This window comes from Kitasatospora sp. NPDC041988 (assembly GCF_055588525.1).
The window spans coordinates 1-15,620 of sequence record NZ_JBVJCO010000070.1 but is presented as its reverse complement, the minus strand read 5'-3'; the positions used below and the strand labels follow the sequence as shown (position 1 = coordinate 15,620).

Annotated in this window: 16 protein-coding genes and 6 pseudogenes; 8 read left to right on the top strand and 14 right to left on the bottom strand. The window is 67.6% G+C overall.

All coding sequences use genetic code 11. The features are described 5' to 3' along the window. Nucleotides 1-152: 152 nt before the first annotated feature. A complete protein-coding gene (locus ACZ6NC_RS39675; protein ID WP_465738754.1) occupies nucleotides 153-1,979 on the bottom strand; it encodes a reverse transcriptase/maturase family protein in 1,827 nt (608 codons plus the stop codon). A 529-nt stretch (nucleotides 1,980-2,508) separates the two neighbouring features. After that, nucleotides 2,509-2,706 (bottom strand): annotated as a pseudogene (locus tag ACZ6NC_RS39670) (transposase); the annotation flags it as partial. A 149-nt stretch (nucleotides 2,707-2,855) separates the two neighbouring features. Here ACZ6NC_RS39670 and ACZ6NC_RS39665 point away from each other — a divergent pair. Then, complete coding sequence (locus ACZ6NC_RS39665; protein ID WP_465738753.1) at nucleotides 2,856-4,034, top strand: ISAs1 family transposase; 1,179 nt, start codon at nucleotides 2,856-2,858, stop codon at nucleotides 4,032-4,034. 27 nt (nucleotides 4,035-4,061) lie between these two features. Here the strand turns inward: ACZ6NC_RS39665 and ACZ6NC_RS39660 are convergent, their stop codons facing one another. From ACZ6NC_RS39660 to ACZ6NC_RS39650, 3 genes are all read right to left on the bottom strand, one after another. Next, nucleotides 4,062-4,388 carry a GYD domain-containing protein gene (locus ACZ6NC_RS39660; RefSeq protein WP_465738767.1) on the bottom strand — a complete coding sequence of 109 codons (327 nt, stop codon included), beginning with the start codon at nucleotides 4,386-4,388 and terminating at the stop codon, nucleotides 4,062-4,064. Nucleotides 4,389-4,714: 326 nt separating this feature from the next. Beyond that, the gene (locus ACZ6NC_RS39655; RefSeq protein ID WP_465738752.1) at nucleotides 4,715-5,608 is read right to left on the bottom strand and encodes a methyltransferase domain-containing protein; all 894 of its coding nucleotides are present in this window, start codon (nucleotides 5,606-5,608) and stop codon (nucleotides 4,715-4,717) included. Between the two features lie 2 nt (nucleotides 5,609-5,610). Further along, complete coding sequence (locus ACZ6NC_RS39650; RefSeq protein WP_465738766.1) at nucleotides 5,611-5,853, bottom strand: DUF6882 domain-containing protein; 243 nt, start codon at nucleotides 5,851-5,853, stop codon at nucleotides 5,611-5,613. 270 nt (nucleotides 5,854-6,123) lie between these two features. On the opposite strand from ACZ6NC_RS39650, the gene ACZ6NC_RS39645 reads away from it, so the two are divergent. From ACZ6NC_RS39645 to ACZ6NC_RS39635, 3 genes and pseudogenes are all read left to right on the top strand, one after another. After that, nucleotides 6,124-6,714, top strand: a complete 591-nt coding sequence (locus ACZ6NC_RS39645) for a hypothetical protein (protein ID WP_465738751.1) — start codon at nucleotides 6,124-6,126, stop codon at nucleotides 6,712-6,714. 57 nt (nucleotides 6,715-6,771) lie between these two features. Beyond that, on the top strand, nucleotides 6,772-7,245 hold the full coding sequence (locus tag ACZ6NC_RS39640; RefSeq protein WP_465738750.1) for a hypothetical protein: 474 nt from the start codon (nucleotides 6,772-6,774) through the stop codon (nucleotides 7,243-7,245). 301 nt (nucleotides 7,246-7,546) lie between these two features. Beyond that, nucleotides 7,547-8,206 (top strand): annotated as a pseudogene (locus ACZ6NC_RS39635) (IS5 family transposase); the annotation flags it as partial. A 51-nt stretch (nucleotides 8,207-8,257) separates the two neighbouring features. Here the strand turns inward: ACZ6NC_RS39635 and ACZ6NC_RS39630 are convergent. Then, nucleotides 8,258-9,067: pseudogene (locus ACZ6NC_RS39630) on the bottom strand (IS630 family transposase); the annotation flags it as partial. Nucleotides 9,068-9,354: 287 nt separating this feature from the next. On the opposite strand from ACZ6NC_RS39630, the gene ACZ6NC_RS39625 reads away from it, so the two are divergent. Continuing rightward, the gene (locus ACZ6NC_RS39625; protein WP_465553890.1) at nucleotides 9,355-9,582 is read left to right on the top strand and encodes a hypothetical protein; all 228 of its coding nucleotides are present in this window, start codon (nucleotides 9,355-9,357) and stop codon (nucleotides 9,580-9,582) included. 303 nt (nucleotides 9,583-9,885) lie between these two features. On the opposite strand, the pseudogene ACZ6NC_RS39620 reads toward ACZ6NC_RS39625, so the two are convergent. Together ACZ6NC_RS39620 and ACZ6NC_RS39615 are read right to left on the bottom strand one after the other, a co-directional pair. Continuing rightward, nucleotides 9,886-11,040, bottom strand: a pseudogene (locus ACZ6NC_RS39620) (IS701 family transposase). Nucleotides 11,041-11,084: 44 nt separating this feature from the next. Then, nucleotides 11,085-11,249 carry a hypothetical protein gene (locus ACZ6NC_RS39615; RefSeq protein ID WP_465738749.1) on the bottom strand — a complete coding sequence of 55 codons (165 nt, stop codon included), beginning with the start codon at nucleotides 11,247-11,249 and terminating at the stop codon, nucleotides 11,085-11,087. Between the two features lie 71 nt (nucleotides 11,250-11,320). On the opposite strand from ACZ6NC_RS39615, the gene ACZ6NC_RS39610 reads away from it, so the two are divergent. Beyond that, nucleotides 11,321-11,689, top strand: coding sequence for a hypothetical protein (locus ACZ6NC_RS39610; RefSeq protein WP_465738748.1), 369 nt, complete (start codon nucleotides 11,321-11,323; stop codon nucleotides 11,687-11,689). Then, nucleotides 11,686-12,075: a hypothetical protein gene (locus ACZ6NC_RS39605; RefSeq protein WP_465550905.1), complete on the top strand. Its 390-nt coding sequence runs from the start codon at nucleotides 11,686-11,688 to the stop codon at nucleotides 12,073-12,075. Before ACZ6NC_RS39610 ends, ACZ6NC_RS39605 begins: the two co-directional genes overlap by 4 nt. Before the next feature lie 27 nt (nucleotides 12,076-12,102). Here ACZ6NC_RS39605 and ACZ6NC_RS39600 read toward each other — a convergent pair whose 3' ends face one another. Further along, entirely contained in the window at nucleotides 12,103-12,486 is a 384-nt protein-coding gene (locus ACZ6NC_RS39600) for a hypothetical protein (RefSeq protein ID WP_465738747.1), read from the bottom strand. 383 nt (nucleotides 12,487-12,869) lie between these two features. Here ACZ6NC_RS39600 and ACZ6NC_RS39595 point away from each other — a divergent pair, with 383 nt between their 5' ends. After that, nucleotides 12,870-13,112 carry a hypothetical protein gene (locus tag ACZ6NC_RS39595; RefSeq protein ID WP_465738746.1) on the top strand — a complete coding sequence of 81 codons (243 nt, stop codon included), beginning with the start codon at nucleotides 12,870-12,872 and terminating at the stop codon, nucleotides 13,110-13,112. A 19-nt stretch (nucleotides 13,113-13,131) separates the two neighbouring features. Here ACZ6NC_RS39595 and ACZ6NC_RS39590 read toward each other — a convergent pair whose 3' ends face one another. From ACZ6NC_RS39590 to ACZ6NC_RS39570, 5 genes and pseudogenes are all read right to left on the bottom strand, one after another. Then, nucleotides 13,132-13,368 (bottom strand): hypothetical protein, encoded by a 237-nt coding sequence (locus tag ACZ6NC_RS39590; RefSeq protein WP_465553756.1) that lies wholly within the window; start codon nucleotides 13,366-13,368, stop codon nucleotides 13,132-13,134. Nucleotides 13,369-14,038: 670 nt separating this feature from the next. Then, nucleotides 14,039-14,266, bottom strand: a pseudogene (locus tag ACZ6NC_RS39585) (winged helix-turn-helix transcriptional regulator); the annotation flags it as partial. Between the two features lie 58 nt (nucleotides 14,267-14,324). Further along, a pseudogene (locus ACZ6NC_RS39580) lies at nucleotides 14,325-14,789 on the bottom strand (DsbA family protein); the annotation flags it as partial. Between the two features lie 123 nt (nucleotides 14,790-14,912). Then, nucleotides 14,913-15,242: a thioredoxin gene (trxA, locus tag ACZ6NC_RS39575; protein WP_331742366.1), complete on the bottom strand. Its 330-nt coding sequence runs from the start codon at nucleotides 15,240-15,242 to the stop codon at nucleotides 14,913-14,915. 90 nt (nucleotides 15,243-15,332) lie between these two features. Beyond that, nucleotides 15,333-15,620, bottom strand: a 288-nt coding sequence (locus tag ACZ6NC_RS39570; protein ID WP_465738745.1) for an FAD-dependent oxidoreductase, incomplete at its 5' end; no start/stop codon positions are given.

Genomic DNA, 15,620 nt, shown 5'->3' with positions numbered 1-15,620 from the left:
GATCCCACCGACCGCGTCGGCTTCGACCTGGACCTGCTGGAGCAGCCGTTCCCAGGTTCCGTCGGCCGACCACAGCCGGTGTGAAGTAGGCCGCCGGCGAGGTGCTCGTGGTGCGAGTCCTTTTCCGACGGCCCCTTCCCGAACGGTGCGGGCTAGTTTCCCAGCACACCGCTCTCCAGTGACGCTCTTCGAGCGGACGAAGAAGCCCGTCCTGCGTGGATTCCGTTATGACACGCTTGGCAGACCACCAGGGTCTTTCGCCTACGCGACGCCATAATCATCGCCCACACCGGACGGGTAGGCCGACCAGGTTTGTTCAGGTCTGCGAGCTTGCGGACATGGTGGACCTCCACCCTTTCCGCTGACCCGCAAATCTCGCACGTGTCGGCCAAGAGCCGTTTGACGAGTTCATTCCTTCCGAAATGCGTCATAGGCAACGGCTCCTTGTCGGTGACTTCCGCTATGCGATGCCGCTTCAAGGGGATACCCCCGAAGCGGGCAACCAGTGGCTTCTTGTCAGCGCCTCGTGAGACTCTTACCTCGAAGCATGTTCGCGGACCGTCCGGAGTGGCGACAACCGCTTTATATTTCCGAGCCATCCGCGTTGCGGAGGTTCGATGCTTGGAGGCGAGTGTCTTGAGCATGGATGTCTCCATCGCCCAGCGAAGACGCGATAGGCGTGAAACATCCTGCGCCAGCAAGTAGTACTGAACCAGACCCCGGTACTCAGCTTGGTATCCAGCAACGATTGAGAAGTCGCTGTCATGGAGTAGCACTCCGCGCTGGTAGGGTTTCCCGTTTCGCATGTACGGCGCGCACCGCTGCCGGACTAAATCCTGCGGCACGAACAGCCCAATGATGCCGTTGGCTGAACGGCGAGGGCCGGTGAGTTTCGTGTCGCATCGCTGTGCTTTGACCTCGTAGCCGAGGAAGCGCGCCGCCTGGCTGGAGGCGTGCGTGATGAGAGTCTTTGGTTCAGAGAGGCTCAGCTTCAGGTCAGCATGAAGGAACTCTCTGATCCGTGACTTGATCTCTTCGGCTTCGTTCCTCGGCCCAGCAAACCCGAGTAGCCAATCGTCGGCATACCTGACATACCGCAGTCGGCGGAATCCCGGATCGTGCGGGTCCAGACTCGGTAGCGACCGCCGTTTGAGACGCAGGTCTCGTGCTGCGTCCTTGTCGCCGCGCGCCACCGCCCGCCACATCCGAGCATCCAGCCGATGGTATTCAGGATGATGCCGCCTCTGCCTTCCTAGGTTGTAGTCCGGCAGTAGCTCCTGCTCAACGAACCGGTCCAGCCGGTCGAAGTAGATGTTGGACAGCATGGGCGAGACGACCCCGCCCTGTGGAGCGCCGCTGAGTGTGGCGTTCCACTGCCAGTCCTCCAGATACCCAGCACGAAGCATGCAACGAATAAGCTGCACAAATCGGCCGTCGCGGATCTTCTCCCTGAGGATCGTGAGCATGACCTCGTGATCCAAACTGCCGAAGCAATCAGAGATATCACCCTCGATGAACCAGCGTGTTCCGGTCCAGCTTTTCACCACCTCCTGCAATGCCGTGTGGCATCCGCGACCAGTGCGAAAGCCGTGGGATCGGTCGGAAAACTGGACGTCGTAGTACGCCTCCAGCAAGAGGCGGACCACTTCGGCGACGAGCTTGTCCGACCACGTCGGCAAGCCAAGCGGGCGCTTCTTCTTCGAATCTCCCTTCTTTTCGATGTAGACCCGCTTGACCGGCGTCCACCGGTAGGACTCCGAGCGGAGCCTCTCGATGATCGCGTCGATCTTCACCATCGACATTCCGTCGACCGTCTCCCCTGTGACCCCAGGTGTCATCGCACCGTTGTTCCGGTAGATGCGCCCGTACGCCACAAGGAAGAGATCCCTGTTGAACAGTTGCCTGTAGATCCTCTCCAGCGGCAAACCTCGCTTGCCGCGATCTCGAATGACGTCCAGTACTGTTCCAGCACTCTGCATTACGCATACCTCCCTCTCCTGGACGTCGTAATCACCTGTGCCCCTTCGCCCTGCGGTCCGGCTTTCCCGGCCTCCCCGGCAGGTCGTCACTCCTGCGACTACTACGGGCACTCCGTCACCCTAGGACTCTCGTCCCGTAGGCGATCCCGCGGTACGTCTTTGCTGTACGTATCTAGCGCAACTTAGGTCGCCCACTCATTTCCTTAGCCGCCCTCATTGGGAGGCGTCTCCCGTTCCGGAGGTGACCGGCCAAACGTCACATAGCCAGGCAGAATGGGAGCATCGGTTTCAGGTGCTGTTCCGATGGGTTTCTACTTGTGCCCCTGGAAATTAGGCTTTAAGCAATCAAGCTTTGACCATATTGCGCGGGTCTTGCGGCGCTCCGTCGTCGTGCACCTTCGGATCGGCTGCCGCTTTCCTGACATGCTACGGTCCCCTTTGGCTTTCACCGCCAGGTAAGTCAGGTGACCCAAGAACCTCCTCCGAGTTCATCCCGGATACTCCGGGGATACAACAAAGCGCCTCACGGCGCACGTCGCTCGTAGACGGTCTTCCACGGGCCGAACCGCTCGGGAAGGTCGCGCCACTGCACGCCGGTCCGCACCCGGTGCAGAATCCCGTCGATCACCTGCCGATGATCCCGCCATCGGCCACAACGTTTGTTGCTGACCGGCAGGAACGGCCGCAGCCGTTCCCACTCGGCATCTGTCAGATCTCCCCGCCCCATGCCCAGGGCTGATGCGTTCTCAGCTGGCGGGATAGGCCGGTTCGTCGGCTCTGGTGCCTGATGGGCGGTTTGCCGGAGTGGAAGCAAGAGACGCGACGCCAGATGATCAAGGCTTCTGAGACCGAAGATCGTCCTGGAGTCGCGTCCGCGTGCCATCCTCCCTGATCACCGTCCTCGCGCGCCACTGCGAGGACGGCAACGCCCCCTGCCCGTCTGTCGAACCGCACAAGCTGGCCTCACTGTCCCAGGTGCTGGCCGCCGTGCCCGATCCCCGCCGGGTGCGCGGGCGCCGCTACCGCATCGGCGTGCTGCTGGCCCTGTGCTTGACGGCGGTGCTCGGCGGAGCCCGTTCCCTCGCGCAGATCGCCCGGTACGCAGCCGACGCCGACCCGGAGGTCCGCACCGGGCTCGGCCTCACCCGCGCGGTGCCCGACGCCTCCACGCTCGGCCGACTGCTTGCCCGCATCGACGGCGATGCGCTGGACGACGCCGTCGGCGCCTGGCTCGCCCGCCATGCCGCCGATCCCGTCGAGGAGGACGAAGCCCTGGTCGGCCTGGCCGTGGACGGCAAGGCGGTGCGCGGCTCGCGCACCGACAGTAGGACAGCTGTCCACCTGCTGGCCGCCGCCCTGCACGGCAGCCAGACCGTCATCGCCCAGCGCCAAGTGGCGGCCAAAAGCAACGAGATACCGGCCCTGGCCCCGCTGCTGGCCCGCTTCGACCTGCACGGCGTGGTCGTCACCGCCGACGCGATGCACACCCAGCGCAAGACCGCGAAGAAGATCATCGCCGCCGGCGGGCACTACCTCCTGGTCGTCAAGGGCAACCAGAAGAAGCTGCGCCGGCAACTGCGCCGCCTGCCCTGGCAGCAGATGCCGCTGCTGGACCGCACCCACACCGCCGGCCACGGACGACGCGAGGCCCGGCGGCTGAAGGCGTGCACCGTCGAAGCCGGACTGCTGTTCCCGCACGCCGTCCAGGCCATCGAGATCAAGCGACGCCGCGTCAACACCAAGACCGGCAAGGTCCAGACGAAGACGGTCTACGCCGTCACCAGCCTCACCCCCGGCCAGGCCGACCCCGCCCGCCTGGCCGAACTCGTCCAGGGCCACTGGTCCGTAGAAGCCCTGCACCACGTGCGAGACGTGACCTTCGCCGAAGACGTCTCCAAGGTCCGCACCGGCAGCGCGCCCCGCGCCATGGCCACCCTGCGCAACCTCGCCATCGGCCTGATGCGCCATGCCGGCTGGACCAACATCGCCGCCGCAGCCGACCACTACCGGTCACGCCCCGACCATGCCACCGCACTCCTCAAGACCACCTGCTGACAACGCATCAGCCCTGGCGCTGGACCGCTACGCGCCCGGCGCCCGGTACTGGACTCGTTCGGCTTTGCGCAGGGCATCCATGGTTTCATCGACGGCCAGGAGAACTGTCGTCTCGAACGAGCTAAGCGCGCCGCCTGCACTAATCGCCAGCGCAACCGCGGCCATGGACACGTTGTCGGGGGCATCCCACAGGTTGTAGCCGTCGTGTGTGCCGAAGGCGTACCAGAAGCCGTGGAGCTTCCCGCCGACGGACTCGATGTACGCCTGAGCGGCCTTTGCGCGGTCCTCGGGGTGGACGATCAGCCTCGCCCAAGTCTCCGGTGTGTAGCTGAACCTCGATAGATAGAGCGGCATCATCTTTCCCTTTCGTTCCACCAAGGGATACCCCAGCGGGTGGGAAGCGCGCCGGATGCGGCCCACGTATCCCCCGAACGGCTGGGGACGATGACCGGCACGGCCACAGCCAACGGGTGAGCGACCTACCCGGGCGCTCTGGCCCTGCTCCGTACGCGCTGGCTGATACGTCCGCGTACGGTTCGGGCCGCGTGACCACTACCGGTCACACCCTGCCCACGCGTGCGAGCTACTTCATCTCACAGCCTGAGAACGCATCAGCCCTGGCCCCATGCCCGGAACAACGAGCAAGCCACGTGATAGTCACATGATCGGGCGGACAAGTCCTAGCCGAGTGCCGGAGAGTGCTCGGCTGGGCGGCGTCCCCAGGCCGAGACCAGCGGCGCGAGCGTCAGGTCGAGTTCGCCCGCGTGGATGGCGGCCAGGTGCGCGTCGATCTCGGCGTCGTCGGCCAGGCCGGCCGCGAGCAGCTCGCCGCGCACGTGCCGGATGGTCGCCGCCTCCAGCCGGTCGCAGGCCAGCCCACCGACCGGGAAAGAGCCCGCCGCGGCGACATCCACCAACCCGGCCTCACGCAATGCCCGCGGCAGTGTCCGGCCGTAGCGCAGGTCCGCGCCGCGGCGCGCCAGCAGCTCCCGGACCGCGTCACGCAGCCGGTTGGCCCGCCGTTGCGCGGGGCCGCTGTCGTCCAGGCATGCCAGTGGCTGCAGAACGGTGTCGGCGTCCTCGACCAGCAGCCAGCCGCCGGGCCGTAGCGCTGCCGCCATCGTGGCCAACGCGCGAGCCCGGTCGGGTACATGGACCAGCACGAGCCGGGTGTGCACCAGATCGAACGTCCCCGGTTCCGGGGGCGGATCAGCGGCGACGTCGTGCCGGCGCACCTCGTACCCGTCGCCTGCCTTCAGCCACGACGGGTCGATGTCCGTGGCCAGCACGTGCCCGGTCGGACCGACGGCCGCCGCGAGCGCCTCTGGGATACCGGGGCCACCGGCCCCCACTTCCCAGCAGCGCGAGCCGGCCCTGACCCCCAGTCGATCGAAGTGCCCGCGCGTCACACCGTCGAACAGCTCGGCCAGCCAAACGAATCGCTCACCCGCCTCGGCGCGCGCGTTGTCCAGCAGGTACCCGCGGGCGGGAGCCGACTCTCCACCGAGCGCGGTAGTCCCGCCTGTCGGATCCGGTCGGCCAACGACGTGCGGCGGGCGGGGCGAGGAAGTCATCACTACATGGTCAACCTCCCCAAGCCACCAGCGCCACGACGACGGGAGAGGGATGTCTCACACAGCCCGCGAACCCCGCACGTCCCACAGCACGGTTCTGCACCGTGGCGCGAAGGTGTCCATGTATTCGGCCCCCCACAGCCAGCGCACCAGGCGCGGGACGGCGCGCCGGCCGCCGGCGGTAGTGACTCGTTCGCCCAGGACCACAGCCAGGACTGCTGAGCGAGGCTGACACTGGCGATCATCATGAGTCGGCCGGTGATCCGCCGCGGCATCAACAACCGCAGCGGTCGCGGCGCGGGCCACCTCGACGACCTCCACCACCAGCTCCGCACCCGCACCCGCACCCCGGGCACATGATCTCACCTCCCGGAGGGATCTCCTGGCGGCATACGAGCGTCCTCCTCGAACTCGGGAACGCAGAAGCCGTCGGCGCCGAACGGTGTCGGAGCCTGCCCAGCGCGGGAAGGGTGATACGGGCGACGGGCGCCACAGGACCGAGGGGGACGGATCTGATGCCTGCGACCACGCCTTCCGGCAGTCCCGACACCACGGTTGGCCAGGGTCCGACCTCCCGGCCCGGCTGCCGAACTTCGACGTCGACCGCGGGCCCGCGGCGGCCGCGGGACGGGCTGGCGGCACCATTCGTCCTGCAGTTCGTCTATCTGCCACTGCGGGTGCTGCTCGCGATCGGGGCGTTCGCCCTGGTGATCTGGCTGGACGCCGACGGCGCTGCCTTCGGGCTGGCCTGGTTCGCCCTCGGGCTGACGGGGACCGCGATCTCCTGGCAGCGGGTGCGCGTCGAGTGGAGCGGCACGCCTGAGGAGTGGGAGCTGTTCGCGGATGGGCTTCTGAAGAAGCGTTTCTCCGACACCGAGAAGAAGATCGGCTGGACCCCGGCCGAGCTGCCGCCCGACGGCGTGCGCCAGGCCGTCGCGAGCCTCGAGCCCTGCTCACCGAACCCGAACCCGAACCTGAACCTGAACCCGGCCTTTTCACCCTGCCCCAGCCGACGTCGGCGGCACCCGTCATCAGCTCGAACTGAAACTGATGACCCATCACGGAACACCCTGCTAAAAACCCATATCGTTGCCGCAGAACGCTGATCACCGCTACGGTCGCCATCGAAGGTTGAGTCGCTAACGCGGAACGGCGGGGGTGCAGTGCTCGATACGCTGGTGACAACTGCGGCCGGGGCTCTCTCCGCCACGATCGGCGTCGTGGTCGGTGGCATCGTCACGCGGCGTGCGCAGGACCGGCAGTGGCTCCGCGACCAACAATTGGCCGCCTACCAGGAGCTGTTCAGCCACTACGCCAAGTTCACGATGGAGATTGGGCGGGCGCATGCCGACCGTCGAGGCTGGGATTACGACTGGGGAGACTGGAGTGCGGTCCTGGTGCGCGTGAGCCTTGTAGCCCCCAACGATGTGGCGACAGCAATTGACGAGTTCGGTCACGCCGTCGATGGCTTCCTGGAGCAAGTAGCGAGGCGGACCGATCCACTGAGGAATCCGTTGAGCCCGGAGGAGTTCCACTCGGCCAAACAAGAACCGGCCCAGGCACAGATACGACTCGTCAACGCCATACGACGGTCGCTGGGCAACGATCGCGGACTGCCCTTCCAAATCGGTGGGTGAACCATGAGCCAAGGTGCCCTGCCCGGCTGACGCAATCTGCTGGCTGAAACGGCCATAAACTCACAGATCGCCCTCTCAGTGGGCATTTTGATAGCGGTAATCCGCTATACGACATTTGCTACCGTCCTGATCTGCCCTGATCTGGCCGATAGGCGAAGTATGCCATCGGAGGGGTGGGGCGATCCCAGGTCCATGTCATCCGCTTCTGAGCTCCGAAGTCCGTCTGGTTTGAAGAAGTCATAGAACCACCCGAATCACAGCGGAACCGGATCCTCCGCCGCGTTCATGCCGACGCTGTGCCGTGAGCCAGCGGAAGCCGTACCCCAGCGACCTGTCCGACGCCCGATGGGCCTTGATCGAGCCGAAACTGACGGCCTGGAGGAAAGCCCGGCTCGACCGCCGGCCCACCAGCAAGCCGGCACAGGTCGAACTGCGCGACGTCTTCAATGCGATCCTCTACATCAACCGCGCCGGAATCCCCTGGAAGTACCTTCCCCACGACTTCCCGAACCATGGCACCGTCTATGCCTACTATGCGGCCTGGCGCGACGAGGGAGTGTTCGCGGAACTCAACTATGACCTGACCGGCCTGGCCCGCGTGAAGGAAGGGCGCAAGCCCGAGCCGACCGCCTCGGTGATCGACACCCAGAGCGTGAAGACCTCCACCAACGTGCCCTTGACCAGCCAGGGAACGGACGCCGCGAAGAAGATCGTCGGCCGCAAGCGCGGCATCATCACCGACACCATCGGCCTGCTCCTCGCCGTAACCGTCACCGCCGCCAGCCTGTCAGAGAACGCCCTGGGCATCCATCTCCTCAACCAGGCCAAGAAGACCTACCCGAGCATCTCCAAGAGCTGGGTCGACACCGGCTTCAAGAACGCCATGATTGAGCACGACGCCGACCTCGGAATCGACGTCGAAGTCGTCGCGAGAAAATCCGACGTCCGCGGCTTCCACGTTCCCGTGTCGGAGGACCCGGCGGGCCAGGGCGGAGAAGAACAGCTCGATCTGGTTGAGCCAGGAGGCGTGTGGCGGGGTCCAGTGCACGTGCCAGCGCGGGTGGGCGGCGAGCCATGCCTTGGTGTGCTTGGCGGTGTGGGATGAGCCGTTGTCCAGCACCTCGTGGATCTGCCTGCCCGGGTCGATCACCGTGTCGAGACGGTCGAGGAAAGCGGTGAAGGTGGCCGCGTCATTGCGGGCGATGGGTTCGGTGAGTACCTCGCCGGTGGTCACGTCGAGAGCGGCCACGATCGAGGCGGTGCCGTGCCGGTGGTATTCGAACTCCTGGCGGACGGGGGTGCCGGGGCCGACCGCACTGGTGGGGTGCTTGCGCGAGCGGGCGGCGATCGCGGTCTTCTCATCGACCGACAGCACCACCGCTCCGGCGGGCGGGGTGCGATACAGCCGGCAGATGTCCGCGGCCCGGTCCCAGAAGTCGGGGGTGTCGCGGCGGGTGAGCCAGCCACGTACCCGGTGCGGCTTGAGGTCTAGGTCCGCCAGGATCCGCCCGACCTGGGACGCGGAGATCGCCGCGGGCACCGTGCCCGCCACCCGCGCGGCGATCGCGCAGTGAGACCACGTCGACTCCGGGTGCGGTGGCGCGCTGGTGGCGGCGGCCACCACCGCCATGCGCACCTCGCACCCGTACGTCCTGGGCCGCCCCGACCGCTTCGCGTCGTCCAGGCCATCCGGGCCGCCGGCGGCGAACCGGCCCCGCCACTTGCGCACCGTGTTCACCGAGATTTCCAGTTCCCGCGCGATGGCACCGTTAGTACTGCAACCGCATCTGGGGGATCTGCACCCGGGGTGGCCGCTGTACAGCCAGAACGTGCCGAGGCGGTTGAGGTAGAGCTCGTCAGGTATGGCGCGGGCGAGAGCGACGTCACGTGGAGTGGCAGGCTGCCGCTTCGTGCAAACTGGCCGGGATTGGACTTATCTCCCCTGGGCGAAGCCCCGACGATGGCGGAAGTCTTCGAACAGGGGAACTGATGAGGCGTCCGGCAAGGGCTGTGGCCGCAGTCTGTCTACTGCTGGCCCTGACGGCCTGCCAGTCAGGGGCGGCGTCCGGTAAGGCCCAGGGCACCGACGCCGAGTTGGCGTGCGCGGCCGTGAGTCGGCTGCCGGAACAGCTGCCGGGCACCGATGGCGGGCAGGCCTTCGACATCGTGGTGGCGCGCCTCGTCGGCGCCGAGGAACTGGCCAGGGCGGCTGCCCTGGCGGACGCCAAGTTCCAGCCGCTCGCCGATGCCCTGCGGGAGGCGCAGCAGCTGCTCTCCGTGACCTCCGACCCCCAGCAGGCCGAACCCGCAGTCAAGAAGGCCCGGACGTACTGCTGACGGACGAGCGCCACTACTGCCGTCGGTGTGCCTGCCTGTCGGGGCGTCGCTGGCGCGGGATCACTGCAGCCCGGCCCGTACAGGCCGCGGCGGGGGCCACACCGTTCGGTGCGGGCCCCGCCTGGATCGCCTTGGTGTGTCAGAGGGCGGTGCCGCCGGTGTAGTGGCCTCGGCGTTTGTAGTGGGATCGGCGGGCTCGGGCCTGGCTTCGTCGTCGGAAGCGTGACCAGCGCAGATGGTGCTCGTTGGTCCGGTGTCGGGGCCCGACGAGGTGGCCCATGAGCCGGCGGATCTCCGGCACGCTCAGGGGTATGAGTTCGTGTTCGTCGTCAGCGTCGCCCCTTTTGCGGCCTCACGGGCACGAAGGGCGGTCAGGTAGGCGAGAGCGGCCGTGGCCAGGGTGATGTGCCGCTACCAGGCGCGGTAGAGGCGGACCTGGTAGTGGTCCAGGCCGCACTCCATCTTCGCCGCCTGGAACGACTCCTCGATCGCCCACCGCGCGGCGGCCACCTTGACCAGGTCCTTCAGCCGGGTGCCGACGGGGCCGTAGCAGACGTAGTGGGCGATCTTGCTCGGGTCGCTGACGGAGCGGCGTGCGAGGACCCACTGTCCGAAGCCGTTCTCCCATACGGGCTGGATCGCTACTCGGGCCCAGTCGTAGATCCGCTCGCCGTGGGAGCCCTGGCCTCCGGAGATGCGCTTCCAGGCCTGCCGCGGCAGTGTCGCGATCAGCTTGTCCACCCGGACCTCGGCCCAGCCCGCGGTGATCACGGTGTCGTTGACCTTGGTGGCGAGCACGTGCGCGATGCGGCGTTCCTCCAGCCAGGACCTGAGGTGCTTGGCCTGGCCGTAAGCCTCGTCCGCGGTCACCCAGGCGAACGGGACGCGGGCGTCGATCGCGCGCTGCAACATCCATTTGAAGTGCTCGTTCTTCGTCGCGAACGGCACCTCGTCCCCGATGCCGGCGGTTCGGCAGCGTTCCCGGTCATCGGTCCAGGACACGGGCAGATAGAGCTCGCGGCCGATCAACGCGCGCCCCTTGGAGGAGGCGTAGGCCAAGAACGTGCCGATCTGGCAGTTCTCGGTGCGGCCGGCGGTACCGCTGTATTGGCGTTGGACACCGGCCGACTGGGTGCCCTTCTTCAGGAAGCCGGTGTCGTCGCCGATCAGGATCCCGTCCCTAGCGCCGATGGTCTCCACCACGAAATCGCGCACGTCGTCGCGGACCGCGTCCTCATCCCAGTCGGAAAGGTTCAGCAGGCGCTGGACCCCGTCCGGACGGAGCTGCCCGACCTGCTCGGCCAGCGTCCAGCCGTTCTTCCGCTCCAACGGAGCCAGCAGCCCGGCCAGGTAGTCCAGCGCCCGATCGCGGGGCTCCGACCTGCCAAAACGATGCGCGATGCGGGCATGGAACCCGGCTATCCCCTCGAACCACGACTCGACCTGCTCAACCGTCAGCTCATCGGCACACAGATACACCAACGAGCCCCACACGACATCCGTCACGCAGATGCGGTTGCAGGATTAGCCAGCCCGTCCGCCGCCGCGAGCACGATCCGCGCTCGCAGCACCTGCCGGACCTGCGCGGTCGCCGATGCCGCCAGCATCTCCAGCCGCGCCCGCACCGGCTCGGTGAGCTCCACCACAACCGCCTTCGCCCCCGTCATCGGACCCACCTCGTCCACCGACCGAGACGGTGATCACGGCGCAGGATGGCAGAAGCCCGCAGGATGGAGCCGTGCCGAAGAACCCGCCGCCATCGATGCAGGTCTCACTGCGTCAACGTCTGAACGACCACGCCCGCGCCCACCGGCCGCAGTTGACCGGGGTGACGGTCCACTACCGGGCAGGATTCGCCTACGTCGCAGGTAGCCTGCCCGGTGAGGTGTCGCTGCCGCTGTGCCGCCTGCGTTTCACCGGCGTCCTGCATACCTGGGGCTTCGCGCTCTACGTCGCCAGCCGTGACGGCTACGAAGACAACATCCTGCCCAGCGGCTCACCGGCTGGATCTCCTGAGGAAGCACTGGACTGCGCCTGCGTTCTGTACCTCGGCGACCCCACCGGGCCACTCCTGCCCGACCCATCGATCCCGGTGCTTCGGTCATGAAGCCCCCCGCGCTGCCCGCAGGGGTCACATGGCACGACACGGACACGGCTGTCTTCCCCTACGCGGCCCGGGTCGAAGGACGTTGGCTGGTCCTGCGGCTCAACGACTTTCCTGAGCATCCGCTCTATACCCTGTTCATCGACGCACAGGTCATCGGTGACATAGACGACGACCCGGTCGCCTGGCGATTGCTGTCCCGGTCAACCTTCCCCGTTCTCACCGCGCAGGACCGCGCGGAGGTCCTCCGCCTCATGACCGGCCTCGGCCCTTACGGGGCAGAGGCCGGCACCCCGTGCACGGGCGACTGGTGCACCTGCACCATCCTCACCGACGAATACGCCGCCAAGCCCAACACCCCTCCACGCACTTCCGCGGAGCAGCACTAGGCTTCGGTCGAGGGCATCTGGTCACTGCTAGACCGGCACCAGCTGCGGGACGGTCGCCAGTTCGGTCCCTGCGATCCGTAGTGCGGCACGCGTCTCTTCGGGCCTCGGCCCCCACACCGGGTGCCAGAATCCGTTGTGCTCGACGTCGAACAGCACGCCCTCGACCGGCCAGGAGAGCCACACCTGCAGGTCCTCGGGGTCACCGTGCCGCCAGTCCGGCCAGCTCCGGGACCCGTGCGGGAGGCCGGCGGACAGAAAGACCCGATGGTCGGCCGCGAACCGGAAGCCGAACCGGGCCTCGACGTCATCGAGCTCCTGCTCGCTCAGACCCGGCCCGATCTCGGCACGGAGAAGACGCTGGAGGTCCCCGGCGGCTTCGAGGGTCAGCGGCGAGGGCGACGAACGGGTCATCCAGGCAGCGTAGTGGCCTGATCCGACTGCGGGCACGGCCTTTCCTCGGCCACCACGGCGACACGCGGCACATGCGATGGTGACCGACGTTCGGGGCGTCGGTGTCGTTGCCTGGCAGCCAGAGGTTCAGACACAGGCACTGACCCCGCCGGGGCGGGGGCCAGGCCCCGCTGCGTGAAGTGTCACGACGCCGACGGCCGGGACCCACTCGCTGTCATTCACAGCGTGATCGCGAACCTCGAATCCGCATCAGCGCACCCACGCGGCCGTGGCCTTCCTGCAGTGGCTCAGTGCACACGACCTCGCCGTGGATACCTGCCGACAGGCCGACCTCGACCGCTGGCCCACCGCCCCCTCCGCGACCTACCGCCGCGCTGCCGGGCATGACGACGGGCAGGAACAGGGCGAGGCCGGGCACGGAGCCGGACGGCGAGCACCGGGAGGTGGAGACCACTCGGCCGGTGCTCGCCTCCCTGTTCCAGTTCCGCATCGCCACCGCGGAGCAGCGGCGCCGGCTGCACGCCCCGGGCGGCGGCATCGAGAAGGCGCGCGGCCGGCTGCGGCGGCCGGGCCGAGGAGCCCACGTCCCGACCAGCAGCGGCGGTTCCGGCCGGCACTCATGGTGAGCGACTCGCGGATCGGCCTTCAGCCGATGGAACGAGCCCCCTCGATGAGCCCCATGCGGGCCTCGTTCAGGGCTTCTGTCTGCTTGATCAGGTGATCAACGGCGTTGGTCACGAGAGCCATCTCGGCCGGCGTCGTCCAACCCGGCCGGTGGATGATCTTGAGCAGCTCCTCGTGACCGTCGTTGGTCACGGACTTGGTCACCGTAATCAGGTGGTGAATGCGCTGCTCCAGGTGAGCCAGCTGGTCCTTCTCCATGGTGTGCCCAACTTTCCTCGGTCGTAGTGGCACGAACAGGCCATACCTACCCAAGCTGGCTCGCCTTGCCATCGGACCGAACGGGTGGCGTCACCCGGTCTCGTCCGACACGGGTCAAGGGGCCATAGCTGCGGCCGCCAGCTGCCTGGATCACCCGGACGAGTAAATCGACGTCGCATACCAATCCGCGGGCTGGGGGCTCACGACGACCAGCGAGAGCCGGACACCCTGCACCGGCTTGCTGCGGGCTGCCCGATCGCGCCGAACGGGGGGCTGGCGCGGTAAGACCCTGGACAGGCCTACGGCCAGCGCAGCCCTCGCCGCACTGGCCCTGGCGCTCCTGGAAGTCGAACGTCGTGACGACCGGCGCGCGGCCATCGCGGGATCGACCAGGGCCGACAGGTAGGGCTCCAACTGCCCCTGATCCATGCGCCATGCGCCATGCGCCAATCGTAGCCGTCCGCGATCCTGCGGGGGGACGCTCAGGAGTTCGCCCACCAACGCACTCTCGGAGAACGCACCCAGGGCCGTGGAAGGGCTGCCGGCCCGGCCGACTGCCGAGTCTGCTGAGGATCGCTCCGGTCGCTACGCGTCAGCAGGGACAGTCCGCGCCTCGGGTCGTGGGGTACTCGGTCACGTTGGTGCGCTTCCCCAGTCGGCCGCTACCACGCTATCCCGCGTTGCGCGGCGACAGCCGCCGTGTAATCCGGTCGAACAGATCCTCCAGCGGCTCGCCGACGTCCCGACCGAACTCGGTCAGCCCGTAGGTGACCTGAGGCGGCGTCGTCGGCTCGACCTCCCGCCAGACCAGGCCGTCCTGGACCAGCACGCGCAGGGTCTGGGCGAGCATCTTCTCGCTGATGCCCTGGATGCTCTCGCGCAGCTCGTAGAACCGGAGCCGCGTCGGTGTCGAGCAGCGCGGCGGCTTCGGCGAATCCGGCGGCGGTCGCAAGCATCCTGAGCGTGTCGCGCGTGCTGATGTCGTGGGCCTCGACGAAGTGTGCCCGCATCAGGTACTCGGCCACGGTGTCCTGCAGTGCGCTGCCGCCGTGCTCGTGGGCGAGGGCCAGGAGCCGGTGGGCGTCGTGGCTGCTGGATCGCCAGGCCGCGCCCCAGTTGGGTCCCAGCCCTTCGGCGGCTGCGATGCGGGAGATGGGCACCCGGTCGTCGGCGGTCGCCGGGCTCTGCATGGCCGGCGGGTTCACCACGCACCGGCCTGCGGTGTCGTCGACCATCGGGTCGCGCTGGGCCGGTTCCACCGGGACGGCCTGGGCCGGGGCGGTCGGGTCGATCCGGTAGGGGCGCCAGACGACCTCGATGTCGCGGGCGGACAGCGCCGGATCGGCGAGGGCCGCCTCCAGCCGGCGTTTGCCGATGTAGGCCCAGGGGCAGACGACGTCCGCCCAGATCTCGATGCGCATCTTCGTCCTCATGTCCTCTCTGAGGCTCTTGCCTGCCGTGCGGGTGTTCAGGCCGGTGTGGGCGCCGGGCGCCCGCACCGGCCTGCGGAGCGGGTCGACGACCGGGGCCGGCCTTGGGGACGGTCAGCCGATGAAGTCGGCGAGGTTCCGCTTGAGCTGGTCCTTCGGCAGGGCGCCGACGATGGTCTTGACGGCCTTGCCACCGGCGAAGACCTTCAAGGTCGGGATGGACATGATCCCGTACTGGGCGGCGAGAGCGGGGTTCTTGTCGATGTCGACCTTCACGACCGTCAAGCGGTCGGCGTGCTCGGCGGCGATCTGCTCCAGGGTGGGAGCGATCATCCGGCACGGCGGGCACCAGGTGGCCCAGAAGTCGACCAGAACGGGCGTGTCGCTCTGGAACACGAGCTCCTCGAAGTTGCTCTCGGTTGCGGTGATGGTGGTGCCGGCCATGGGAGATGTCCTTGATCTGTCGGTGACTCGGGCGAGTCGGGTGGTTCGGGTGACTGGAGTGGTTCGGCTGGTTCGGGTGGGTGGTGGTGGTCAGACGGCCGAGACGACCATGACGGCCTGGGTCTCCGGGTCGGCCAGTGAGGCCAGGTAGCGCTCGGCGTCCAGGGCGGCGGAGGCGCCGGTGCCGGCGGCGGTGATGGCCTGGCGGTAGGTGTGGTCCACGACGTCGCCGGCACCGAAGACGCCCGGGACGTTGGTCCGGGTCGAGGGGGCCTCGACCTTCAGGTAGCCCTCGGCGTCGAGGTCCAGCTGGCCCTTGAACAGCTCGGTGCGCGGGTCGTGGCCGATGGCGATGAACAGGCCGGTGACGGCCAGCTC

Coding starts and splice junctions, on each gene's coding strand:
- ACZ6NC_RS39650 (WP_465738766.1), bottom strand. CDS start 5,853: ATGATCGCCAGTGTCAGCCTCGCTCAGCAGTCCTGGCTGTGGTCCTGG.
- ACZ6NC_RS39590 (WP_465553756.1), bottom strand. CDS start 13,368: ATGGAGAAGGACCAGCTGGCTCACCTGGAGCAGCGCATTCACCACCTG.
- ACZ6NC_RS39595 (WP_465738746.1), top strand. CDS start 12,870: ATGACGACGGGCAGGAACAGGGCGAGGCCGGGCACGGAGCCGGACGGC.
- ACZ6NC_RS39645 (WP_465738751.1), top strand. CDS start 6,124: ATGCCTGCGACCACGCCTTCCGGCAGTCCCGACACCACGGTTGGCCAG.
- ACZ6NC_RS39600 (WP_465738747.1), bottom strand. CDS start 12,486: ATGACCCGTTCGTCGCCCTCGCCGCTGACCCTCGAAGCCGCCGGGGAC.
- ACZ6NC_RS39660 (WP_465738767.1), bottom strand. CDS start 4,388: ATGCCGCTCTATCTATCGAGGTTCAGCTACACACCGGAGACTTGGGCG.
- ACZ6NC_RS39675 (WP_465738754.1), bottom strand. CDS start 1,979: ATGCAGAGTGCTGGAACAGTACTGGACGTCATTCGAGATCGCGGCAAG.
- ACZ6NC_RS39605 (WP_465550905.1), top strand. CDS start 11,686: ATGAAGCCCCCCGCGCTGCCCGCAGGGGTCACATGGCACGACACGGAC.
- ACZ6NC_RS39655 (WP_465738752.1), bottom strand. CDS start 5,608: ATGACTTCCTCGCCCCGCCCGCCGCACGTCGTTGGCCGACCGGATCCG.
- trxA (WP_331742366.1), bottom strand. CDS start 15,242: ATGGCCGGCACCACCATCACCGCAACCGAGAGCAACTTCGAGGAGCTC.
- ACZ6NC_RS39615 (WP_465738749.1), bottom strand. CDS start 11,249: ATGACGGGGGCGAAGGCGGTTGTGGTGGAGCTCACCGAGCCGGTGCGG.